The organism is Leclercia adecarboxylata, assembly GCF_023639785.1.
Lineage (GTDB): Bacteria > Pseudomonadota > Gammaproteobacteria > Enterobacterales > Enterobacteriaceae > Enterobacter > Enterobacter adecarboxylatus_D.
In genome coordinates this window covers 3,460,300-3,481,696 of sequence record NZ_CP098325.1, presented here as the reverse complement: position 1 = coordinate 3,481,696, position 21,397 = coordinate 3,460,300, and the positions used below count along the sequence as shown (strand labels likewise).

General features: G+C 59.3%; 14 protein-coding genes. 10 read left to right on the top strand and 4 right to left on the bottom strand.

All coding sequences use genetic code 11. From position 1 onward, the window contains the following. The first annotated feature begins 92 nt into the window (after window positions 1–92). The 5 genes from purL to glnB all read left to right on the top strand — a co-directional run bounded on the left by purL (window position 93) and on the right by glnB (window position 8,517). Complete coding sequence (gene purL / locus NB069_RS16445; RefSeq protein ID WP_250585266.1) at window positions 93–3,980, top strand: phosphoribosylformylglycinamidine synthase; 3,888 nt, start codon at window positions 93–95, stop codon at window positions 3,978–3,980. Window positions 3,981–4,558: 578 nt separating this feature from the next. Then, a complete protein-coding gene (qseE, locus tag NB069_RS16440; RefSeq protein WP_250585264.1) occupies window positions 4,559–5,992 on the top strand; it encodes a two component system sensor histidine kinase QseE/GlrK in 1,434 nt (477 codons plus the stop codon). After that, window positions 5,989–6,765: a two-component system QseEF-associated lipoprotein QseG gene (gene qseG / locus NB069_RS16435; protein ID WP_250585262.1), complete on the top strand. Its 777-nt coding sequence runs from the start codon at window positions 5,989–5,991 to the stop codon at window positions 6,763–6,765. The genes qseE and qseG overlap by 4 nt, the downstream gene beginning before the upstream one ends. Then, on the top strand, window positions 6,762–8,099 hold the full coding sequence (glrR, locus tag NB069_RS16430) for a two-component system response regulator GlrR (RefSeq protein ID WP_250585259.1): 1,338 nt from the start codon (window positions 6,762–6,764) through the stop codon (window positions 8,097–8,099). The genes qseG and glrR overlap by 4 nt, the downstream gene beginning before the upstream one ends. A 79-nt stretch (window positions 8,100–8,178) precedes the next feature. After that, the gene (gene glnB / locus NB069_RS16425; protein ID WP_039029746.1) at window positions 8,179–8,517 is read left to right on the top strand and encodes a nitrogen regulatory protein P-II; all 339 of its coding nucleotides are present in this window, start codon (window positions 8,179–8,181) and stop codon (window positions 8,515–8,517) included. 50 nt (window positions 8,518–8,567) lie between these two features. On the opposite strand, the gene hmpA is transcribed toward glnB, so the two are convergent. After that, on the bottom strand, window positions 8,568–9,758 hold the full coding sequence (gene hmpA, locus NB069_RS16420) for an NO-inducible flavohemoprotein (RefSeq protein ID WP_250585257.1): 1,191 nt from the start codon (window positions 9,756–9,758) through the stop codon (window positions 8,568–8,570). Window positions 9,759–10,061: 303 nt separating this feature from the next. On the opposite strand from hmpA, the gene glyA reads away from it, so the two are divergent. After that, window positions 10,062–11,315 carry a serine hydroxymethyltransferase gene (gene glyA / locus NB069_RS16415; RefSeq protein ID WP_250585255.1) on the top strand — a complete coding sequence of 418 codons (1,254 nt, stop codon included), beginning with the start codon at window positions 10,062–10,064 and terminating at the stop codon, window positions 11,313–11,315. 48 nt (window positions 11,316–11,363) lie between these two features. On the opposite strand, the gene NB069_RS16410 is transcribed toward glyA, so the two are convergent. Continuing rightward, the gene (locus NB069_RS16410; RefSeq protein WP_250585253.1) at window positions 11,364–11,786 is read right to left on the bottom strand and encodes a DoxX family protein; all 423 of its coding nucleotides are present in this window, start codon (window positions 11,784–11,786) and stop codon (window positions 11,364–11,366) included. Between the two features lie 127 nt (window positions 11,787–11,913). After that, window positions 11,914–13,110 carry an ROK family protein gene (locus tag NB069_RS16405; protein ID WP_250585251.1) on the bottom strand — a complete coding sequence of 399 codons (1,197 nt, stop codon included), beginning with the start codon at window positions 13,108–13,110 and terminating at the stop codon, window positions 11,914–11,916. A gap of 114 nt (window positions 13,111–13,224) precedes the next feature. Here NB069_RS16405 and NB069_RS16400 point away from each other — a divergent pair, with 114 nt between their 5' ends. The 4 genes from NB069_RS16400 (at window position 13,225) to NB069_RS16385 (ending at window position 20,064) form a co-directional block, all read left to right on the top strand. Beyond that, window positions 13,225–16,500, top strand: a complete 3,276-nt coding sequence (locus tag NB069_RS16400; RefSeq protein ID WP_250585249.1) for a DUF5107 domain-containing protein — start codon at window positions 13,225–13,227, stop codon at window positions 16,498–16,500. 70 nt (window positions 16,501–16,570) lie between these two features. After that, window positions 16,571–18,013, top strand: coding sequence for a sugar porter family MFS transporter (locus NB069_RS16395; RefSeq protein ID WP_250585247.1), 1,443 nt, complete (start codon window positions 16,571–16,573; stop codon window positions 18,011–18,013). After that, window positions 18,010–18,855 carry an aldose 1-epimerase gene (locus NB069_RS16390; protein WP_250589532.1) on the top strand — a complete coding sequence of 282 codons (846 nt, stop codon included), beginning with the start codon at window positions 18,010–18,012 and terminating at the stop codon, window positions 18,853–18,855. The genes NB069_RS16395 and NB069_RS16390 overlap by 4 nt, the downstream gene beginning before the upstream one ends. Before the next feature lie 72 nt (window positions 18,856–18,927). After that, the gene (locus tag NB069_RS16385; RefSeq protein ID WP_250585245.1) at window positions 18,928–20,064 is read left to right on the top strand and encodes a 3-phenylpropionate MFS transporter; all 1,137 of its coding nucleotides are present in this window, start codon (window positions 18,928–18,930) and stop codon (window positions 20,062–20,064) included. Here the strand turns inward: NB069_RS16385 and csiE are convergent. Continuing rightward, a complete protein-coding gene (gene csiE / locus NB069_RS16380) occupies window positions 20,061–21,338 on the bottom strand; it encodes a stationary phase inducible protein CsiE (protein ID WP_250585243.1) in 1,278 nt (425 codons plus the stop codon). The two genes, NB069_RS16385 and csiE, sit on opposite strands and share 4 nt — an antisense overlap. Between the last annotated feature and the right edge of the window lie 59 nt (window positions 21,339–21,397).

The window sequence follows — 21,397 nt, the reverse complement described above, 5'->3', positions numbered from 1 at the left end:
TTCGTCGGCGCGCAGGATCCACTATAATGGCGCCCGTTTTCCCCCCTTGCGCACACTGTAAGCGCCTCCGGCGCTTCGAAGACGAGAGACTTATGATGGAAATTCTGCGTGGTTCGCCTGCACTGTCTGCCTTCCGTATCAACAAACTGCTGGCACGTTTCCAGGCGGCCGACCTTCCGGTAAGCAATATTTACGCTGAGTATGTCCATTTTGCTGACCTGACCGCGCCTTTATCGGCAGACGAGAGCATCCGACTGGAACGCCTGCTGAAGTATGGCCCAAGCCTGAGCAGCCATACCCCGAACGGTAAACTTCTGCTGGTCACGCCTCGCCCTGGCACCATCTCCCCCTGGTCTTCTAAAGCAACCGACATCGCCCATAACTGTGGTCTGAGCCAGATTAGCCGTCTGGAGCGTGGCGTGGCGTATTACGTTGAGGCCTCCAGCCTGACGGACGCCCAGTGGTCAGCCGTGGCAGCAGAGCTACACGACCGTATGATGGAGAGCGTGTTTACCTCTCTCGACGACGCGCAGCAGCTCTTCTCTCACCACCAGCCTGCGCCGGTCCAGAGTGTGGATCTGCTGGGCGAAGGCCGTCAGGCCCTGATTGACGCTAACCTGCGTTTAGGCCTGGCGCTGGCAGAAGATGAAATTGACTATCTGCAGGATGCGTTCGTTAAGCTGAACCGCAATCCAAACGACATCGAACTCTATATGTTCGCGCAGGCTAACTCTGAGCACTGCCGCCACAAGATCTTCAACGCCGACTGGGTTATCGACGGCGAGCAGCAGCCGAAGTCGCTGTTCAAAATGATCAAAAACACCATGGAGAAAACCCCTGACCACGTGCTGTCGGCTTACAAAGACAATGCTGCGGTTATGGAAGGTTCCGAGGTGGGCCGCTTCTTCGCCGATCGCGAAGCAGGGCGCTATGACTTCCATCAGGAGCCTGCGCACATCCTGATGAAGGTCGAAACCCACAACCACCCGACGGCGATCTCGCCGTGGCCGGGTGCCGCGACCGGTTCCGGCGGTGAAATCCGTGACGAAGGCGCAACCGGCCGTGGAGCAAAACCAAAAGCGGGTCTGGTCGGTTTCTCCGTTTCCAACCTGCGTATCCCGGGCTTTGAACAGCCGTGGGAAGAAGATTTCGGTAAGCCAGAGCGTATTGTTACCGCGCTGGACATCATGACCGACGGCCCGCTGGGCGGCGCGGCCTTTAACAACGAATTTGGTCGCCCGGCCCTGAACGGCTATTTCCGTACCTATGAAGAGAAAGTGGACAGCCACAACGGCGAAGAGCTGCGTGGCTACCACAAGCCGATCATGCTGGCAGGCGGGATCGGCAACATTCGCGCCGATCACGTGCAGAAAGGCGAGATCGTTGTTGGCGCTAAGCTGATCGTCCTGGGTGGCCCGGCGATGAACATCGGTCTGGGCGGCGGGGCAGCCTCTTCTATGGCTTCCGGTCAGTCTGATGCGGATCTCGATTTTGCCTCCGTTCAGCGTGATAACCCGGAGATGGAGCGTCGTTGCCAGGAGGTGATCGATCGCTGCTGGCAGCTGGGCGATGCCAACCCGATCCTCTTTATTCACGACGTGGGCGCGGGCGGTCTGTCCAACGCCATGCCGGAGCTGGTAAGCGACGGCAACCGCGGCGGACGCTTCAACCTGCGCGACATCCTGAGCGATGAGCCAGGCATGAGCCCGCTGGAGATCTGGTGTAACGAATCTCAGGAACGCTATGTGCTGGCCGTGGCGCCAGAGCAGCTGCCGCTCTTTGACGAGCTGTGCCGCCGCGAGCGCGCGCCGTACGCGGTGATCGGCGAAGCCACCGAAGAGATGCACCTCTCCTTAAGCGATACCCACTTCGACAATCAGCCGATTGATCTGCCGCTGGACGTGCTGCTGGGTAAAACGCCGAAGATGACCCGCGACGTTGAGTCCCGCAAAGCGAGCGGTAAAGCGCTCGACCTGCAGGGCGTCACCGTTGCCGACGCGGTCAACCGCGTGCTGCATCTGCCGTCCGTGGCGGAGAAAACCTTCCTCGTCACCATCGGCGACCGCACCGTGACCGGTATGGTTGCCCGGGATCAGATGGTTGGCCCGTGGCAGGTACCGGTGGCGAACTGCGCGGTGACCACCGCCAGCCTCGACAGCTACTACGGTGAAGCGATGGCGCTGGGCGAACGCTCCCCGGTTGCCCTGCTGGACTTCGCTGCCTCTGCCCGTCTGGCTGTAGGCGAAGCGCTGACCAACATCGCCGCCACCCAGATTGGCGACATTAAACGTATCAAGCTCTCCGCCAACTGGATGGCCGCAGCCGGTCACCCGGGCGAAGACGCCGGGCTGTACGAAGCGGTTAAAGCGGTGGGGGAAGAGCTCTGTCCTGCTCTCGGCCTGACTATCCCGGTGGGTAAAGACTCCATGTCGATGAAAACCCGCTGGCAGGAAGGGAGCGAGCAGCGCGAGATGACCTCGCCGCTGTCGCTGGTGATCACCGCCTTCGCCCGCGTGGAAGATGTGCGCCATACCATCACTCCGCAGCTCTCTACCGAAGACAACGCCCTGCTGCTGATCGACCTGGGTAAAGGCCACAATGCGCTGGGTGCCACCGCGCTGGCGCAGGTTTATCGCCAGCTGGGCGACAAAGCGGCAGACGTGCGCGATGTGGAACAGCTGAAAGGCTTCTATGACGCCATTCAGGCGCTGGTTGCACAGCGTAAACTGCTGGCCTACCACGACCGTTCCGACGGCGGGCTGCTGGTTACCCTGGCGGAGATGGCCTTCACAGGCCACTGCGGCATTGAGGCAAACATCGCCTCCCTGGGCGACGATCGTCTGGCTGCGCTGTTCAACGAAGAGCTGGGCGCGGTGATTCAGGTGCGTGCTGCGGATCGCGACGCGGTAGAAGCGCTGCTGGCGCAGCATGGTCTGGGCGACTGCGTGCACTATCTGGGTAAAGCGGTGAGCGGGGATCGTTTTGTTATCGACGCCAATGGCCAGACGGTCTTTGCCGAAAGCCGCTCCACGCTGCGTATGTGGTGGGCAGAAACCACCTGGCAGATGCAGCGTCTGCGCGACAACCCGGCGTGCGCCGATCAGGAGCACGAGGCGAAAGCCAACGACAACGATCCGGGTCTGAACGTGAAACTCTCCTTCGACATCAACGAAGACATTGCTGCGCCGTATATCGCGAAGGGCGCACGTCCGAAAGTGGCCGTGCTGCGTGAGCAGGGGGTGAACTCGCACGTTGAGATGGCGGCTGCCTTCCACCGTGCAGGCTTCGATGCTATCGACGTGCACATGAGCGACCTGCTGGCAGGCCGCACCGGCCTGGCTGATTTCCAGGCGCTGGTGGCGTGCGGCGGCTTCTCTTACGGGGACGTGCTGGGCGCGGGCGAAGGCTGGGCGAAATCCATCCTCTTCAACGAACGCGTCCGCGATGAGTTCGAAACCTTCTTCCACCGTCCGCAGACGCTGGCGCTGGGCGTCTGTAACGGCTGCCAGATGATGTCTAACCTGCGCGAGCTGATCCCGGGCAGCGAAGCCTGGCCGCGCTTTGTGCGTAACCAGTCCGATCGCTTCGAAGCGCGTTTCAGCCTGGTGGAAGTGACCCAGAGCCCATCTCTGCTGCTGCAGGGCATGGTGGGATCGCAGATGCCAATCGCCGTATCCCACGGTGAAGGGCAGGTTGAGCTGCGTAATGCCGCCCATCTGGCCGAGCTGGAGAGCAAAGGGCTGGTGGCGCTGCGCTTTGTCGATAACTTCGGCAAGGTCACGCAAAACTATCCGGCAAACCCGAACGGCTCTGCCAACGGGATCACCGCGGTGACCAGCGAAAGCGGTCGCGTAACCGTGATGATGCCGCACCCTGAGCGCGTGTTCCGTACCGTCAGCAACTCCTGGCACCCGGAGAACTGGGGCGAGGACAGCCCGTGGATGCGTATCTTCCGCAACGCGCGTAAGCAGTTGGGTTAAGTTATCGCTGTTGTGCCCGGTGGCGCTTTGCTTACCGGGCCTACAAAGCTTGGGACGATTTTGTAGGCCGGGCAAACGTAGTGCCGCCCGGCAGATCTTCAAGTGTCGCAAATGTGCGACAACTCACATCTCGCGGTGTCGCCAAAAAGCGACACTTAACCTATTGATTTATATAGACCTCATAAGAACCCGGTCAGGGTGTTGCTAATCAGCGACAGATAGCCTGAAAATCATACCCTGAGAAATTACTGTGAATACCCATAAAAATTCTTATTTTTCAGCGGATTAATATTTATATTTGCATTGTGGCACATCTGTTGCATAATAATAACCAGTGGCTCATTCACCCTCTTATGTCAGCCCCTTCGGGACGCGCTACATAAACTACGAATGACGCACAAAAAGGTGCCTGCCGTCCAACTACTGATCATAGCGTTGCTTTATCAGACCCAGGGCGAAACGTCGAGTTAGGCACCGCCTCATTCCACAACAAAGCCGGGTTTTTAACCCGGCTTTGTTGTATCTGAAAGCCTGTCCGGCTAGCATCCACTTACCCCCTTGCGACAGAGAGTAATGCGTTGAAACGCTGGCCTGTTTTCCCTCGCTCCTTACGACAGTTAGTCATGATGGCCTTCCTGCTGATCCTGCTGCCTTTGCTGGTGCTGGCATGGCAGGCATGGCAGAGCCTGAATGCGCTCAGCGCGCAGGCGGCACTCACTAACCGAACCACCCTCATTGATGCCCGCCGCAGCGAGGCGATGACCAATGCCGCCCTGGAGATGGAGCGCAGCTACCGGCAATACTGCGTCCTCGACGACCGAACCCTGGCGCGGGTCTATCAGAACCAGCGTAAACGCTACAGCGAAATGCTCGACGCCCACGCCGGTGTTCTGCCCGACGACAAGCTCTACCAGACATTGCGCCAGGATATTAATGCTCTGTCCCAGCTGCAGTGCATCAACAGCGGGCCTGATGCCCAGTCCGCCTTACGGCTGGAGGCCTTTGCCAGCGCCAACACCGAGATGGTACAGACGACCCGCTCGGTGATCTTCTCCCGTGGACAGCAGCTCCAGCAGGAGATCGCCGAGCGCGGCCAGTTCTTTGGCTGGCAGGCGCTGGTGCTTTTTCTGGTCAGCCTGGGGTTAGTCCTGCTCTTCACCCGCATGATCATCGGCCCGGTTAAGGGCATTGAGCGGATGATCAACCGCCTGGGGGAGGGGCGCTCGCTGGGCAATACCGTGGTCTTTACCGGCCCGCGCGAGTTACGTTCTGTCGGGCAACGCATCATCTGGCTTTCCGAGCGGCTGTCGTGGCTGGAATCCCAGCGCCACCAGTTTTTACGCCACATCTCCCACGAGCTGAAAACGCCCCTCGCCAGCATGCGTGAGGGCACCGAACTGCTGGCCGACGAGGTTGCCGGGCCGCTGACGCCGGAGCAAAGGGAGATTGTCGAGATCCTCGATGCCAGCAGCCGTAATCTGCAGAAGCTGATTGAGCAACTGCTGGATTACAACCGTAAACTGGCCGACGGCATGCCGGAGCTTGAGCGCGTGGAGCTTGCGCCGCTGGTGGACATGGTGCTCTCGGCCCATAGCCTGCCTGCACGGGCTAAAATGATGCATACTGAACTGTCGCTGGCGACGCCCGCCTGTTTAGCCGAACCGATGCTGCTGATGAGCGTGCTGGATAATCTTTATTCCAATGCGGTGCACTATGGTATTGAATCCGGTACCATTTATATTCGCAGTTTTACGCGCGGCTCACGGGTTTGTATCGATGTCGCCAATACCGGAAGCCCGATCCCCGACGATGAAAAGGCGATGATCTTTGAACCCTTTTTTCAGGGTAGCCATCAACGCAAAGGGGCGGTTAAGGGAAGCGGCCTGGGGCTGAGCATCGCCCGCGACTGCATTCGTCGTATGCAGGGAGAGCTTAATCTTGTCACTGACGACCATACCGATGTGTGCTTTCGCATCGAACTGCCGCTTGAGTCGGATAAATCACTAAAATGAATCTAAGTCTGGTGAGTATGTCACACGTCTTTTCCCGCGCCATTAACGCGGTGTTTTCCGGTCACTTTATCCGCCTGAGCCTTCCCTGTCTGCTGCTGGCCGGGTGCGTTAACCACGCGCCGATCAGCGCCATCAGCGGCAAGCAGGATGAAAAATTGCCTGAGCATCAGCTGGCGGACTTCCTGTCTACCGACTGCAATAATATCTGGCAGCTGCACGGTCAGGAGACCGACAGCAACCCGCTTTACTGGCTGCGCGGCATGGACTGCGCGGATCGTCTCTCACCTGCCGCCGCGCGTGCAGAAGCCCGGGGCTGGAGCGATGATACCTGGCAGGAGAGCTTTAAGCGCGGGCTTCTGCTGGCGAATGCCAAAATTAACCCGGTGGAGCGTCGCCAGTTAACCACCCGGCTGGATGCGCTGAGCCCGCAGATCCCGGCCCAGGTGCGCCCGCTGTATCAGCTATGGCGCCACGGGCAGGTGTTACAGCTGCAGCTGGCAGAGGAGCGTTCCCGCTACGGCAAGCTGCAGCAGTCCACCGACGGTGAACTGGACACCCTGCGCCAGCAGCAGCAATATCTGCGCACGCAGCTGGATACCACCACCCGGAAGCTGGAGAACCTGACCGACATTGAACGTCAGCTCTCCACCCGTAAGCCGGTCAGTAACTATCTGCCGGATGCACCGAAGAGTGCCACGTCGCCCGCCGGCACCGAGGGTGATGCAACAGAGCCAAACAGCGATGCCCCGAAACATGAGGACGTAAAGCCATGACAAGCCGAAAACCTGCGCATCTTTTGCTGGTGGATGACGATCCTGGTTTGCTGAAGCTGCTGGGCATGCGTCTGGTAAGCGAGGGCTACAGCGTTGCGACTGCCGAAAGCGGTCAGGAAGGGCTGAAGGTGCTGGGGCGCGAGAAGATCGATCTGGTCATCAGCGATCTGCGAATGGATGAAATGGACGGTATGCAGCTGTTTACCGAGATCCAGAAGCTCCAGCCCGGTATGCCGGTGATTATTCTCACCGCCCACGGCTCCATCCCCGATGCGGTGGCGGCCACCCAGCAGGGGGTCTTTAGCTTCCTCACCAAACCGGTGGACAAAGACGCGCTGTACAAAGCCATTGATGATGCGCTGGAACACGCTGCGCCGTCCGGGGACGAGACGTGGCGGGAGGCGATTGTCACCCGCAGCCCGATCATGCTGCGTCTGCTGGAGCAGGCCCGCATGGTGGCGCAGTCTGACGTCAGCGTGCTGATTAACGGCCAGAGCGGCACCGGGAAAGAGATCCTCGCCCAGGCCATTCACAACGCAAGCCCGCGCGGTAAAAAAGCCTTTATCGCCATCAACTGCGGGGCGCTGCCGGAACAGCTGCTGGAGTCTGAGCTGTTTGGCCATGCCCGCGGGGCCTTTACCGGCGCGGTCAGCAGCCGGGAAGGGCTGTTCCAGGCGGCGGAGGGCGGCACCCTGTTCCTCGATGAAATTGGCGATATGCCCGCCCCCTTGCAGGTCAAACTGCTGCGCGTATTGCAGGAGCGCAAGGTCAGGCCGCTCGGCAGTAACCGCGATATCGACATCGACGTACGCATTATTTCCGCCACGCACCGGGATCTGCCCAAGGCGATGGCGCGTAACGAGTTTCGCGAAGATCTCTTCTATCGCCTCAATGTGGTCAACCTGAAGATCCCGGCGCTGGCGGAGCGGGCAGAAGATATCCCGCTGCTGGCCACCCAGCTGCTGCGCCAGTCCGCCGAGCGGCACAAACCCTTTGTGCGGGCGTTTTCCACTGACGCCATGAAGCGGCTGATGGCCGCCAGCTGGCCCGGCAACGTGCGTCAGCTGGTGAACGTCATTGAACAGTGCGTGGCGCTGACCTCCTCACCGGTGATCAGCGATGCGCTGGTGGAGCAGGCGCTGGAGGGGGAGAACACCGCCCTGCCGACCTTCGTTGAGGCCCGCAACCAGTTTGAGCTTAACTATCTGCGTAAGTTACTGCAGATCACCAAAGGCAACGTCACCCATGCCGCGCGCATGGCCGGGCGTAACCGCACCGAGTTTTATAAGCTGCTGTCGCGCCATGAGCTGGAAGCAAACGATTTTAAAGAGTGATACCCTAAATTCCGCCTGAATATGATACTGTGAGCAACCGATTACGAGGCAGCTGACAGGCATAAGTTTAAGGACCACCATGAAAAAGATTGATGCGATTATTAAACCTTTCAAACTGGATGATGTACGCGAAGCGCTGGCAGAAGTAGGCATCACCGGCATGACGGTGACAGAGGTGAAAGGCTTTGGTCGTCAGAAGGGCCACACTGAGCTCTATCGTGGCGCGGAATACATGGTTGATTTCCTGCCGAAGGTAAAGATTGAAATCGTGGTGTCGGACGACATCGTGGAAACCTGCGTGGATACCATTATCCGCACCGCCCAGACCGGCAAAATCGGTGACGGCAAGATCTTCGTCTTTGATGTGTCGCGCGTGATCCGTATCCGTACCGGCGAAGAAGACGACGCGGCGATTTAATCCCCCGCATAGCCGGAAAAAAAAGCCCCTCCTAAGAGGGGCTTTTTGCATTACAGCACCTTATGCGGGCCGAAGCACTCGTAGTGAATGTTCTCTTTCTTCGCACCCAGCTCAATGAGCTGCGCCGCGGCATACTGCATAAACGCCACCGGACCACACACGTAGTACTGCATCTCCGGTGCGCTGAGCAGACCTTCATGCTGGCTTAACGCCATCAGGCCTTCGCTGTCGAAGCGCGCTGCGGCACGGTCGTCCTCAGACGGCAGGCGATACCAGGTGTGGGCGTTGAAGCGGGGCAGACCCGCCGCAAGGGTTTTCACCTCATCAGAAAACGCATGCACTTCGCCATTTTCCGCGGCGTGGAACCAGTTAACCTGCGCGCCGTGCTGCGCTTTCGCCAGGGTATCCAGCATCGCCAGCATCGGTGTCTGGCCGACACCGGCGGAGATCAGCGTGACCGGCGTATTGCTCTCAACGGCCATAAAGAAATCGCCCGCTGGCGCGGCAAGATGCACCACATCCCCGACGTTAGCTTCGTTATGCAGCCATGTTGAAACCTGGCCGCCTTCCTCACGTTTCACCGCAATACGGTAGCTTTTACCGTTCGGCTTGCGGGTCAGGGAGTACTGGCGGATCTCCTGATGCGGGAAGCCCTCTGGCTTCAGCCACACGCCCAGATACTGGCCTGGCTGATAGTCGGCCACCGGCTGGCCGTCGACCGGCTCGAATTCAAAGCTGGTGATCAGGGCGCTGCGCGGGGTTTTTTCCACGATACGGAAGGCGCGGGTACCTTCCCAGCCACCGTTCTTACTGGCGTTTTCGCTGTAGATCTGCGCTTCACGGTTGATAAAGACGTTTGCCAGCACGCCGTAGGCTTTACCCCATGCGTCCAGCACCTCCTGGCCCGGGCTGAACATTTCGTCCAGGGTCGCCAGCAGGTGGCCGCCAACAATGTTGTACTGCTCGGGTTTGATCTGGAAGCTGATATGTTTCTGGGCAATTTTTTCCACCGCCGGCAGCAGCGCCGCCAGGTTCTCGATATTGCTGGCATAGGCGGCAATGGCGTTAAACAGCGCCTCACGCTGATCCCCGTTACGTTGGTTGCTCATGTTGAAAATCTCTTTGAGCTCCGGGTTGTGCGCGAACATGCGATCGTAGAAATGGGCGGTGAGTTTAGGACCGGTTTCAACCAGCAGGGGGATGGTGGCTTTCACGGTAGCGATGGTTTGAGCGTCTAACATAGCAGCTTCCTTAAATGTTACTTTAATGATGTATTTTAAATGCATCTTATAAAAAATAACCCTGCGTTGTAAATGGTTCTTTGCAACATGAATTAACTGCATCACAAAGCTGAAAAGAAATCCGTTTTGCGGGGCGAGGGCGTTATTCCTCAAACCCTTGCGTGGCGGGCAGGTAAACGTTTGCGTAAAATCGTTTGTCAAGACCTGTTATCACTCTGCTAATCAGTTATACTGTTGCCCGTCGTCCATCAGGACTGCCTTTTCAGGCCAAAATTTACTTGTTAGCTGAGTCAGGAGATGCGGATGTTAAAGCGTGAAATGAACATTGCCGATTATGATGCCGAACTGTGGCAGGCTATGGAGCAGGAAAAAGTACGTCAGGAAGAGCACATCGAACTGATCGCCTCCGAAAACTACACCAGCCCGCGCGTCATGCAGGCGCAGGGCTCTCAGCTGACCAACAAATACGCTGAAGGTTACCCGGGCAAGCGCTACTACGGCGGTTGCGAGTATGTCGATGTTGTTGAACAGCTGGCCATCGACCGTGCGAAAGAACTCTTTGGCGCTGACTACGCGAACGTGCAGCCGCATTCTGGCTCCCAGGCTAACTTCGCGGTCTACACCGCACTGCTGCAGCCGGGCGATACCGTTCTGGGTATGAACCTGGCGCAGGGCGGCCACCTGACTCACGGCTCCCCGGTTAACTTCTCCGGCAAACTGTACAACATCATCCCTTACGGTATCGATGAGTCCGGTAAAATCGACTACGCAGACATGGAGAAGCAGGCCAAAGAGCACAAACCGAAGATGATCATCGGTGGCTTCTCGGCTTACTCCGGTGTGGTTGACTGGGCAAAAATGCGTGAAATCGCAGACAGCATCGGTGCATACCTGTTCGTGGACATGGCGCACGTTGCCGGTCTGATCGCCGCAGGCGTTTACCCTAACCCGGTTCCACACGCCCACGTCGTGACCACCACCACCCACAAAACCCTGGCAGGTCCACGCGGTGGCCTGATCCTGGCGAAAGGTGGCGACGAAGATCTGTATAAAAAACTGAACTCCGCCGTCTTCCCAAGCGCGCAGGGCGGCCCGCTGATGCACGTTATCGCGGCAAAAGCCGTGGCGCTGAAAGAAGCGATGGAGCCAGAGTTCAAGGTTTACCAGCAGCAGGTTGCTAAAAACGCCAAAGCGATGGTGGAAGTGTTCCTGAACCGCGGTTACAAAGTGGTTTCTGGCGGCACTGAAAACCACCTGTTCCTGCTGGATCTGGTGGATAAAAACCTGACCGGTAAAGAAGCTGACGCTGCCCTGGGCCGCGCCAACATCACCGTGAACAAAAACAGCGTACCAAACGATCCGAAGAGCCCGTTTGTGACCTCCGGTATCCGTATCGGTTCTCCGGCTGTGACTCGCCGCGGCTTTAAAGAAGCGGAAGTGAAAGAGCTGGCTGGCTGGATGTGTGACGTGCTGGACAACATCAACGACGAAGCCGTTATCGAACGCGTGAAAGCGAAAGTGCTGGATATCTGCGCTCGCTTCCCGGTTTACGCATAAGTCTGTTGTGCAGAACAAAAAGGCCGCTTTCGCGGCCTTTTTTTATGGCTAGCGCCGGTCGATAGAGATGGCGCCCGGCCCGGCGACCGCCAGCAGAAGAAACCCGCCGGCAATGCTGATGTTCTTGAAGAAGTTAATCATATTCGGCATCACCGCATCGCCACTCATATCCCAGTAGTGGTGACCAATCACCGCCGTCCCCAGGGTATAAAAGACAAACAGCACCGCCAGCGGACGGGTAAAGAAGCCGAGCACGATCAGGATGGCGGCAGGCACTTCCATGATCACCGCCACAATGGCGGCCAGCATCGGCATGGGCGCGCCCAGCTTCTCCATATACTGCACCGTGCCGTCAAAGCCGAACATCTTGGGTACGCCAAAAATAATAAACAGAGCGATAAGGGCGAGGCGGGCAATCAACAGGATCAGTGCCCGGGACTGACCGAAATCGAAATACCGTAATGTGTTCATGGCAGGCTCGCTGTGGGTGGGATTTATCTTAAAGCTAATACACAAAATGCCGGCCCGCCATTCAGGTTTTCTTCAGAAATCAGCCATCAGAATGATTTAAATTCCCGGCATTTCAGCCTGTTTTTCGTTAGCCTGCCGCCAGCGCATCTTCAACAAACAGATACCCGATACCGATAATCTGCTGCTGCCGGGTTAAGCCCCCGAAGGCGATTTCCGTTTGCCGGTTACGCACCGCGTCGCCGTGATCGAACGGAGTAAAACCAATCTGGCGGTTGATGGTCTCCAGCCAGCGTTCACCAAAGGCGCAGCTGCGGCCATAGAACCAGATTTGATTGATGTTAAGGATGTTGAGCAGGTTGTAGAGCGTCAGCCCGATGGCATTGGCAGCCTCGTCTGCCCAGCGCTGGATCCTCTCATCTCCCTGCCGCCAGGCTTCAATCAACTGCAGGCTGGTAAGTGCATCCGGGTCAAGGCCGAGGGTGCCGGGCTGGGATTTCAGCCATAAGCGTGCCTGCTTTTTCAGGGCGGATAACGACGCGACCGTTTCCAGACAGCCGTATCGCCCGCAGGCGCAGGCCACGCCGTCGCGATCGAAAATGGTGTGTCCGATTTGCCCGCTGCCGTTGAGCGTCCCGCGATAGACCTGGCCGTTAATCACGAAGGAGGAGCCGATGCCGTAGTCGACGTTAATGACGCAAAAATCGTCGCGGTTGTCCGGATTTTGCCATTTCTCCGCCAGGGCCAGCATCACGCAGTCGTTATCCACCCTCACCGTGATGCCCAGTTTTTCCTCCAGCAGATACTTAATTTCAATCGGTTTTTTCCACGGCGCCTGGGGCATGATCTGCGACACGCCGGTAGCGGTATCAACCTGGCCGTGGATGCCTAATGCCAGATTGATCCGCTGCCCCGGCCACCGTTTGCGCTGTTGCTGCCACAGGTTTTCAATGGCCTGCAACAGCGCCTCCGGCGTCTGCGCGTTGACGTCGGTCCAGCGAAATTCCCCTTGCGGCAACATGCGGGCGTCGATCAGCTGGCTCTCTATGCTGGTGGGGCTAACATTCATGCAAAGTATCAATGGCCCATCATCCGGGATTTGGTAATGGCCGCTGTTCATCCCCCGGGTGCTGAGATTTTCACGGGAATGCCCCAGCTTATTGTCGGCGACCAGCTCATCCAGAATCTTACTCACCGCCGGAATAGAGAGCCCGGTGTACTGGGCCAGCTGCGATTTGCTCAGGCGTTTGTAACGCCAGACCAGCGACATAATGGTGCGGCGGTTATGCTGTCGCACGCTGGTATTGTTCAGACCGGATACCTGCATTCACTAAACTCCGTTAATTTTATTGCGTGAGCATTACGCAATCAGCGCGCCGAATTCCTCTCTACACTGCCATCTTATCGTTTTTTACTGTTATTTGTTTACTGGAGAGTGAATATGTCTGGAGCAGTGAAGGTCTGGCGGGAGACCGTCGCATTACCGACGTGGACCACCGGCGCGGAAGATACCAACCCGATGTTTCTGGAGAAGCGCGTCTACCAGGGCTCCTCTGGTGCGGTCTACCCCTATGGCGTGACGGATACCCTGACCGGCGTTCGGGAAAGCCGCGACTACCAGGCCGTGTGGATGGAAAACGACTATATCCGCATCATGCTGCTGCCGGAGTTGGGCGGACGTATTCATCGGGCATATGACAAAGTTCAGCAGCGGGATTTCGTTTACTACAACGAAGTGGTGAAACCGGCGCTGGTGGGGCTGCTGGGGCCGTGGATCTCCGGCGGGATCGAATTTAACTGGCCGCAACACCACCGTCCGACCACCTTTATGCCGGTCGACGTCACTTTCCAGCAGCAGGATAACGGGGCGCAAACCGTCTGGATGGGCGAGGCCGAGCCGATGCGCGGCCTGCAGGTGATGACCGGGTTCACCCTCTATCCTGACCGGGCGTTGATTGAGATCACCGGTAAAGTCTTCAACGGCAACGCCACGCCGCGCCACTTCCTGTGGTGGGCGAACCCGGCGGTGAAGGGCGGGGACGATCATCAGAGCGTCTTCCCGCCGGACGTCACGGCGGTGTTTGACCACGGCAAGCGCGCAGTCTCTGCTTTTCCCATCGCCACCGGAACCTACTATAAAGTCGACTACTCGGCGGGGGTGGATATCTCCCGCTACAAAAATGTCCCGGTTCCGACGTCGTACATGGCCGAAAAATCGGACTACGACTTTGTCGGGGCATACCATCACGGCGAGCGGGGCGGCCTGCTGCACGTGGCCGATCATCACGTCTCGCCGGGCAAAAAGCAGTGGAGCTGGGGCCATGACGATTTTGGCCGCGCCTGGGATCGCAATCTCACCGATGAAAACGGCCCCTATATCGAGCTGATGACCGGGGTCTTTACCGATAACCAGCCCGATTTCACCTGGCTTGCCCCTTATGAAGAGAAAATCTTCGTCCAGAATTTCCTGCCCTACAGCGAGCTGGGCCAGGTGCACAACGCCAGTACCGACCTGGCGCTGAAGCTTGAACGCCGCGAGCAGCAGCTTCAGTTTGGCGTTTACGCCATCGCACCGCTGAACGACGTGCGCCTCGAACTGACCGCCGACGGCCAGTCCGTCCTGGAGACGCAGCTGACCCTGATGCCGGGTGAAAGCTGGCAGCATGCGCTGCCGGATACCTGGCCGCAGCGCTTAACGTTGCGGGTAAAAGACTCTGCGGGCCGCACGCTACTGCACTATCTGGAACACATCCCGCAGGAGACGCCGCTGCCGGATCCGGCCACCGCGCCAGCGATGCCGGAGGCGATCGGCAACAGCGATGAGCTCTATTTTATCGGGCAGCATCTGGAGCAGTACAACCACGCCAGCCGCTATGCGGAGGATTACTACCGCCGGGCGCTGGCGCTGGATGCCCACGACTACCGCAACAACGTGGCGCTGGGTACCCTGGCCCTCAATCGCGCCGACTGGGCGCTGGCGCAACGCTGCGCTGAAGCCGCGCTGGTTCGCGCCCACCGTCTGAATAAGAACCCGCGCGATGGCGAAGCCAGCCAGCTGCTGGCGACGGCGCTGGAGCGGCAGGGGCAGGACGATGCCGCATGGGATCACTACTACAAAGCCTCCTGGAGCGGCAACTGCCGTGACGCGGCCTTCTGGTCTCTGGCGCGGCTGGCAATGAAGCGCGGGAATACTGCCGACGCGCTGGAAAAAGTCGATATCAGCCTGGGCATCAATGCCGGTAACAATCTGGCGATGGGGCTGAAAGCGCTCGCGCTGGCGGAGATTCAGGGTGACGACGCCGCGCTGGAGTACATCCAGGGCTGCCTGCACACCCACCCGCTGAGCTACGCCCTGCACTATGCGCGCTGGGCCATCAGCCGGGACGAGGCTGCACGTGACAAGCTGCTGCAGGTCACCGGTCGTCGCGGGGCCAATGCCTGCGTGCTGGCCGGCTGGTTAACCTCCATGGGCATGCCTGACGCCGCCCGCGAGATGCTGGATCTGCTCGACTGCCAGGAGACCCTGCCTCAGCTGTGGCGGGCCGCGCTGAGCGACGAGCCCGCAAGCCGTGCCCGCTATATTGCGGCGGCGCGCCAGTGCGAGGCCAGGCGGGTCCGTTTCCCGAACGCTCTTGATGAAGTGCAGATGCTGCAAAGCCTGCAGGACGATCCCTTTGCCCGCTATCTGCTGGGCTGCTTCTGGTACAGCAAACGCCGCTATGACGACGCGGTGAGCTGCTGGGAATTTACCCTGAAGCAGGCGCCGCAGTTTGCGCCCGCGCACCGCCTGCTGGGGATCTACGCCTGGAATAAACAGCATAACCTGGCCCTGGCACAACAATACTTGCAGCGCGCCGTGGCGCTGGAGCCGGAGAATCCCCGCTTCCTGTTCGAGCTTGATTATCTCAATAAGCTTACCGGCCAGCCGGTGGCGGAGCGTCTCGCCATGCTCACCGGGCGGGAAAATGTGGTCCTGAAGCGCGATGATCTCACCGCGGAGCTGCTGAGCCTATGGAACTGTTCCGGGCGCTATAGCCTTGCGGCGCAGGTGCTGCGGGAGCGTCAGTTCCATCCGTGGGAGGGCGGGGAAGGTAAAGTGACCGGGCAGTATCTGCTCAACCAGCAGCACCAGGCTTTACAGCACATCGGGCGCGGTGAGTTTCGCGACGCGATAGCGCTGTTGCAGTCGGCGCTGCGCTATCCGCACAACCTGGGCGAGGGGCGCCTGCCGGGCCAGACCGATAACGATATCTGGTATCTGCTGGGGTATTGCCACGCGCAACTTGATGCGCAGGCCGACGCGCAGCGCTGCTTTGCCCGGGCGGCAGAGGGCGGCTCGACCCTGGATGCCGGACGCTACTACAACGATCAGCCCGCAGATTACCTCTTCTGGCAGGGGATGGCGCTGCGCCAGCTGGGCGACAGCGCGGCGGCGGATCGTCATTTCCGGGGCTTCCTGGCCTGGGTGGAAGCCCATCGCGATGGCGTGCCGGAGGCGGATTTCTTTGCGGTGTCGCTGCCGGATCTGGTGGTGCTGGATACCCCAGCCGGTCATCAGCATCAGCAGCACTGCCTGTTCATCGAGGCGCTGGGCTATGCGGGGCTGGGGGATATCGCCGCCTGCAAACGCCAGCTGGGTGCCTTACTGGCACGCCATCCGGCCCATGACAAAGCGCATCTGATTCAGCATGCGCAGGCCACGGGCATTTTCCATTAACCGACCTCGCAGGTGGGGAGACCCACCTGTTACCCTCTGTACCCTGCGTTTCCCTTAAAGAGGAATCAACATGAATAATAGCGCGCAGACACAACTGAAAATGGGCTACGTCTGGACAATCTGTCTGGTCGCCGCCTGCGGTGGATTACTGTTTGGCTACGACTGGGTGGTGATTGGCGGGGCCAAACCCTTCTATGAGGCCTGGTTCTCCATTACCGACCCGGCTCAGTCCGGCTGGGCGATGAGTTCCGCGCTGGTGGGCTGTATCTTCGGGGCCCTGATCTCCGGCTGGTGTGCCGATAAATTTGGCCGCAAGCGTCCGCTTATCCTCTCGGCGGTGCTGTTCAGCGCCTCGGCGTGGGGCACGGCGGCGGCAGGCAGTTTTGATATGTTCGTGTTCTACCGCATCGTAGGCGGGGTGGGGATCGGCCTGGCCTCCGCCCTGAGTCCGCTCTACATCGCCGAAGTCAGCCCGGCGGAAAAGCGTGGCCGCTTTGTGGCCATCAACCAGCTGACCATCGTGGTGGGCGTGCTGGCAGCCCAGCTGGTAAACCTGATGATTGCCGAGCCGGTAGCGGCAGGCGCCACGCAGGAGGCTATCGTCCAGACCTGGAACGGTCAAACCGGCTGGCGCTGGATGTTTGGTGCGGAGCTGGTTCCGGCTCTGGCGTTTCTGGTGCTGATGTTCTTTGTGCCGGAATCCCCACGCTGGCTGATGAAGGCCGGTAAGCCAGAGCGTGCCCGCGCCATGCTGGAGCGTATCGGCACCGCGGAGTACGCCAGCCAGACCTTGAACGAGATTGCTCACACCCTGGCAAAAGACAGCCAGAAAGTGGCCTTCTCCACGCTGTTACAGCCTTCGGTTAAACCCATCGTCATCATCGGCATGGTGCTGGCGATGTTCCAGCAGTGGTGCGGGATCAACGTGATCTTCAACTATGCCCAGGAGATCTTCGCCTCCGCCGGGTTTGATATCAACGACACCCTGAAATCAATTGTTGCCACCGGCATCATTAACCTCGTCTTTACCCTTGCGGCACTGCCGCTGGTGGACAAGATTGGCCGCCGCAAGCTGATGCTGCTGGGGGCGTCGGGCCTGACCATTATCTACGTGCTGATTGCCAGCGCCTACGCCATGAACATAATGGGCTGGCCGGTTCTGCTGCTGGTGCTGGCGGCGATTGCGATCTATGCCCTGACGCTTGCCCCGGTCACCTGGGTGCTGCTGTCGGAGATCTTCCCCAACCGCGTGCGTGGCCTGGCGATGTCGATGGGCACGCTGGCGCTGTGGATTGCCTGCTTCCTGCTGACCTACACCTTCCCACTGCTCAATGCCGGGCTGGGTGCGGCGGGCAGCTTCCTGCTCTACGGGGTGATCTGTGCGGCAGGGTATCTCTACATTCTGCGTAAAGTGCCGGAGACCAAAGGCGTAACCCTGGAAGCGCTTGAGGAACAGCTGGAGAAACAGCACGGCAAAGTGGCGTCTGCAGGCAGTGCCGAGCGCGCCCACTGATGGACTTACTGTTGATAGAGAACGCGCATCTGCGGATGCGCGTCAACCCGCAGGGCGGCGGGTTACAGGAGCTCTTTTCCCTGGCCTGCGGTCAGCCGGTGTTATGGGATGGAGGGGACAGCGCGCTGTTTCCGATGCTGCCGCTGGCAAACCGGGTGGCGGGGAATCGTTTCAGGTTTAAGGCACGGGAAATCCTGTTGCCTGAAAGCCCGGTTGATGAGCGCTTCTTCCTCCACGGCGACGGCTGGCAGTCGCGCTGGGAGGTGGCTTCACTCACCGGCACGGAATGTCTGCTGACCTTGCGCAGCCAGCATGCGTGCGGCTTTGATTATCGGGTGGAGCTGCGGTATCAGCTGCGCGAGAACGTACTGCGTGCGGCGCTGACGCTCACCCATCTCGGCCAGGAGCCAATGCTCTACGGCCTGGGCTTTCATCCCTGGTTCTGTTTTGATGCGCAAAGCCACCTGCAATTTTCAGCCAGCGGCTACTGGCCGGAGGGGGAGCACCATTTGCCGCTGGCGTGGCAGGGCGATATCCCGCCCGAAAATGATTTCAGCACGCCCCGGCAGGGTGGGGATCGCTGGCTGAACGTCGGCTATTCTGGCTGGAACGGCGTGGCGACCATTACACGTGATGTGATGAATATCACAATCAGAGCGCAAACTCCGTGGCTGATGCTGTTCAGAATGTCGGGTAAATCATTCTTATGCCTGGAGCCCCAGAGCCATCCGGTCAATGCCCATCATATGGCCGGGCAGCCTGGGCTGGTGGCATTAGGCCAGGGAGAGAGCAGCCACTTCGCGATGGAAATTGCCGTCAAAAGTGCCGTCCAGAGCTGTTAATCAGCTGTTAATACCCGCTTGCGCCAGCCGGTTTTTACCGCCAGACTATCGCCTCCAAAACGGGAGGGATTCATGGTTTTGCATTCCACACGCTGGCTGGCGCTCAGCTATTTCACCTACTTTTTTAGCTACGGTATTTTTCTGCCATTCTGGAGCGTCTGGCTCAAGGGTATTGGCCTTACGCCGGAGATGATTGGTCTTCTGCTGGGCTCGGGCCTGGTGGCGCGTTTTCTCGGTAGCCTTCTCATCGCACCCCGGGTCAGCGATCCCTCTCTGTTAATTAAAGCCGTGCGCGTGCTGGCGCTGCTCACCCTCGTCTTTATGGCAGGTTTCTGGATCAGCCAGCAGTTTGCCTGGCTGATGGTGGTGATGGTGGGCTTTAACCTCTTCTTCTCGCCGCTGGTGCCGCTCACCGATGCCCTGGCCAACACCTGGCAGAAACAGATCACCATGGACTATGGCCGGGTGCGGCTCTGGGGCTCCATTGCCTTTGTGATTGGCTCGGCGCTGGTCGGCAAGCTGGTCAGCCTGTACGACTATCGCGCCATTCTGGCGTTGCTGAGCGTTGGCATTCTGTCGATGCTGCTCGGCATGCTGCTGCGACCTTCGGTGATGCCGCAGGGAGAGAGCCGGCATCAGGAGAGCGCGGGCTGGCCGGCCTGGCGGTCGCTTGTCGCCCAGAGCTGGCGTTTCCTGGCCTGCGTCTGTCTGCTGCAGGGGGCGCATGCCGCCTACTATGGTTTCAGCGCCATCTACTGGCAGGGGGCGGGGTACTCGGCGTCTGCCGTGGGTTATCTCTGGTCGCTGGGCGTAGTGGCAGAAGTGATCATTTTTGCCCTCAGCAACCGGCTGTTCCGCCGATTCGGCGCCCGGGATCTGCTGCTGTTGTCTGCCGTCTGCGGCGTTATACGCTGGGGGATCATGGGCTGGACCACCGAACTGCCGTGGCTGATTGTCGCCCAGATCCTGCACTGCGGCACCTTCACGGTATGCCATCTGGCGGCGATGCGCTATATCTCGGCGCGGGAAGGCAGCGAGGTGATCCGCCTGCAGGCCGTTTACTCGGCGGTGGCGATGGGAGGCAGTATTGCGATCATGACCGTGTTTGCCGGTTTCCTGTATCAGCATCTCGGCCACGGGGTCTTCTGGGTAATGGCGCTGGTGGCGCTGCCCGCGGTTCTGCTGCGTCCGCGGGTTGCCGCGCGCTAAGATTCCAGCATGGCGCGAATATGTTCCTGCTGCTGCGCATTCAACGTCTCCACGGCGTGGATGAGCGGCGGCGAGAACAGCGGCAGGGCGGTGGTGTACGGCGTCACCACCAGGGCCGCTTCGCGCGGGGCACCGTCCTTCTGAAAAGCCTGTAACGTCACGTAGCGAATGTTCAGCGGCAGCAGGGTCAGCTCCCGAAGCTGCTGTTCAATCAGCTCCTCGCACGCCTTATCCTCTCCGGTCAGTAAAACCACCTGCTTTTCATGCAGATCGCTCTCCTGCATCAGCCAGGCGCCAAAGATCACCGCCACCAGGCTCGCCTCCTCCTCGGAGAAACGCAGGCCAAACTCCGCTTCCAGCTCAAACAGCACCTCCCGGGTGGTACGCATCAGGCGCGGATAGAGACGGTAGATCTCCTCCGGCAGGCTGTTGTCGATCCCAATGCCAAACAGGGATCGGTCCAGCGCCTGGGCGATGTGAACATAGAGCTGGTCGGTCAGCCCCTGCTCGTCACTGAAACGCATCCCCGTGTGTCCACGAAAGCGCGCGATCATCCGGGTAATGGCTCGTCGCAGTCGCTCATCTTCCTGGTGCATATCGCGCAGGGGATCGGGGGTGCGAAGCATCATGAACAGCAGGGCAAGAAAAAGTTGCTCGTCGGCGTGGGGCACCTGCACCACGCGGCGCTGCCAGTGGCGAACAATCTCCTGCGCCATCAGATACTCGCTGCGCGACTGGGTCCAGTTGCGCTGAACCTCTGAAAACGCCGGACTCTGGCCCAGCTGGTGCTGGAGCAGGCAGTACTGCAGATAGAGCTGTAAAAACTGCGCGTCACGGCATTCGAACTGGCGTTGCAGACGGCGGGAGCAGAAATTCACCAGCGCCCGCAGATTGGTGTCGTCATATAACGTGCGGGCAATGCCAAGCTGTTTTAGCGCGATTTTAAGAGATGGGGTAAACTGCTGCGCGATAAAGTGGGGGCAGAGGCGTAACGCCCGGCGCAGCCAGTGTAACAGGCATAAACGTTGGTTCAGGTGGCTACCTTCAAGCAGGTAGCAGCCATCATGCTGAGTCGCAATGTCGAGCTGATGGTAGCGTTGGATCTCTGTGCGCATCTCGGCGATATCCTGCCGGGCAATGGTATCATCGACACCGTTAATTTCACCGATGCGTTGCACGGTGGCGCGGAAACCTGGCACATAGAGCATCAACAGAACCTGACAGCGGCGCTGCGAACTGGAAAGTGCAGATGGCATTTCAAGTGTCGTCATCATCTGTCGGGTTCCAGTTAGAGTGTTCGATAAGAATAGTTAAAGGATGTACGCCCTGGCAT

Coding starts and splice junctions, on each gene's coding strand:
- purL (WP_250585266.1), top strand. CDS start 93: ATGATGGAAATTCTGCGTGGTTCGCCTGCACTGTCTGCCTTCCGTATC.
- qseG (WP_250585262.1), top strand. CDS start 5,989: ATGAATCTAAGTCTGGTGAGTATGTCACACGTCTTTTCCCGCGCCATT.
- glrR (WP_250585259.1), top strand. CDS start 6,762: ATGACAAGCCGAAAACCTGCGCATCTTTTGCTGGTGGATGACGATCCT.
- glnB (WP_039029746.1), top strand. CDS start 8,179: ATGAAAAAGATTGATGCGATTATTAAACCTTTCAAACTGGATGATGTA.
- hmpA (WP_250585257.1), bottom strand. CDS start 9,758: ATGTTAGACGCTCAAACCATCGCTACCGTGAAAGCCACCATCCCCCTG.
- glyA (WP_250585255.1), top strand. CDS start 10,062: ATGTTAAAGCGTGAAATGAACATTGCCGATTATGATGCCGAACTGTGG.
- NB069_RS16410 (WP_250585253.1), bottom strand. CDS start 11,786: ATGAACACATTACGGTATTTCGATTTCGGTCAGTCCCGGGCACTGATC.
- NB069_RS16405 (WP_250585251.1), bottom strand. CDS start 13,110: ATGCAGGTATCCGGTCTGAACAATACCAGCGTGCGACAGCATAACCGC.
- NB069_RS16400 (WP_250585249.1), top strand. CDS start 13,225: ATGTCTGGAGCAGTGAAGGTCTGGCGGGAGACCGTCGCATTACCGACG.
- NB069_RS16395 (WP_250585247.1), top strand. CDS start 16,571: ATGAATAATAGCGCGCAGACACAACTGAAAATGGGCTACGTCTGGACA.
- NB069_RS16385 (WP_250585245.1), top strand. CDS start 18,928: ATGGTTTTGCATTCCACACGCTGGCTGGCGCTCAGCTATTTCACCTAC.
- csiE (WP_250585243.1), bottom strand. CDS start 21,338: ATGATGACGACACTTGAAATGCCATCTGCACTTTCCAGTTCGCAGCGC.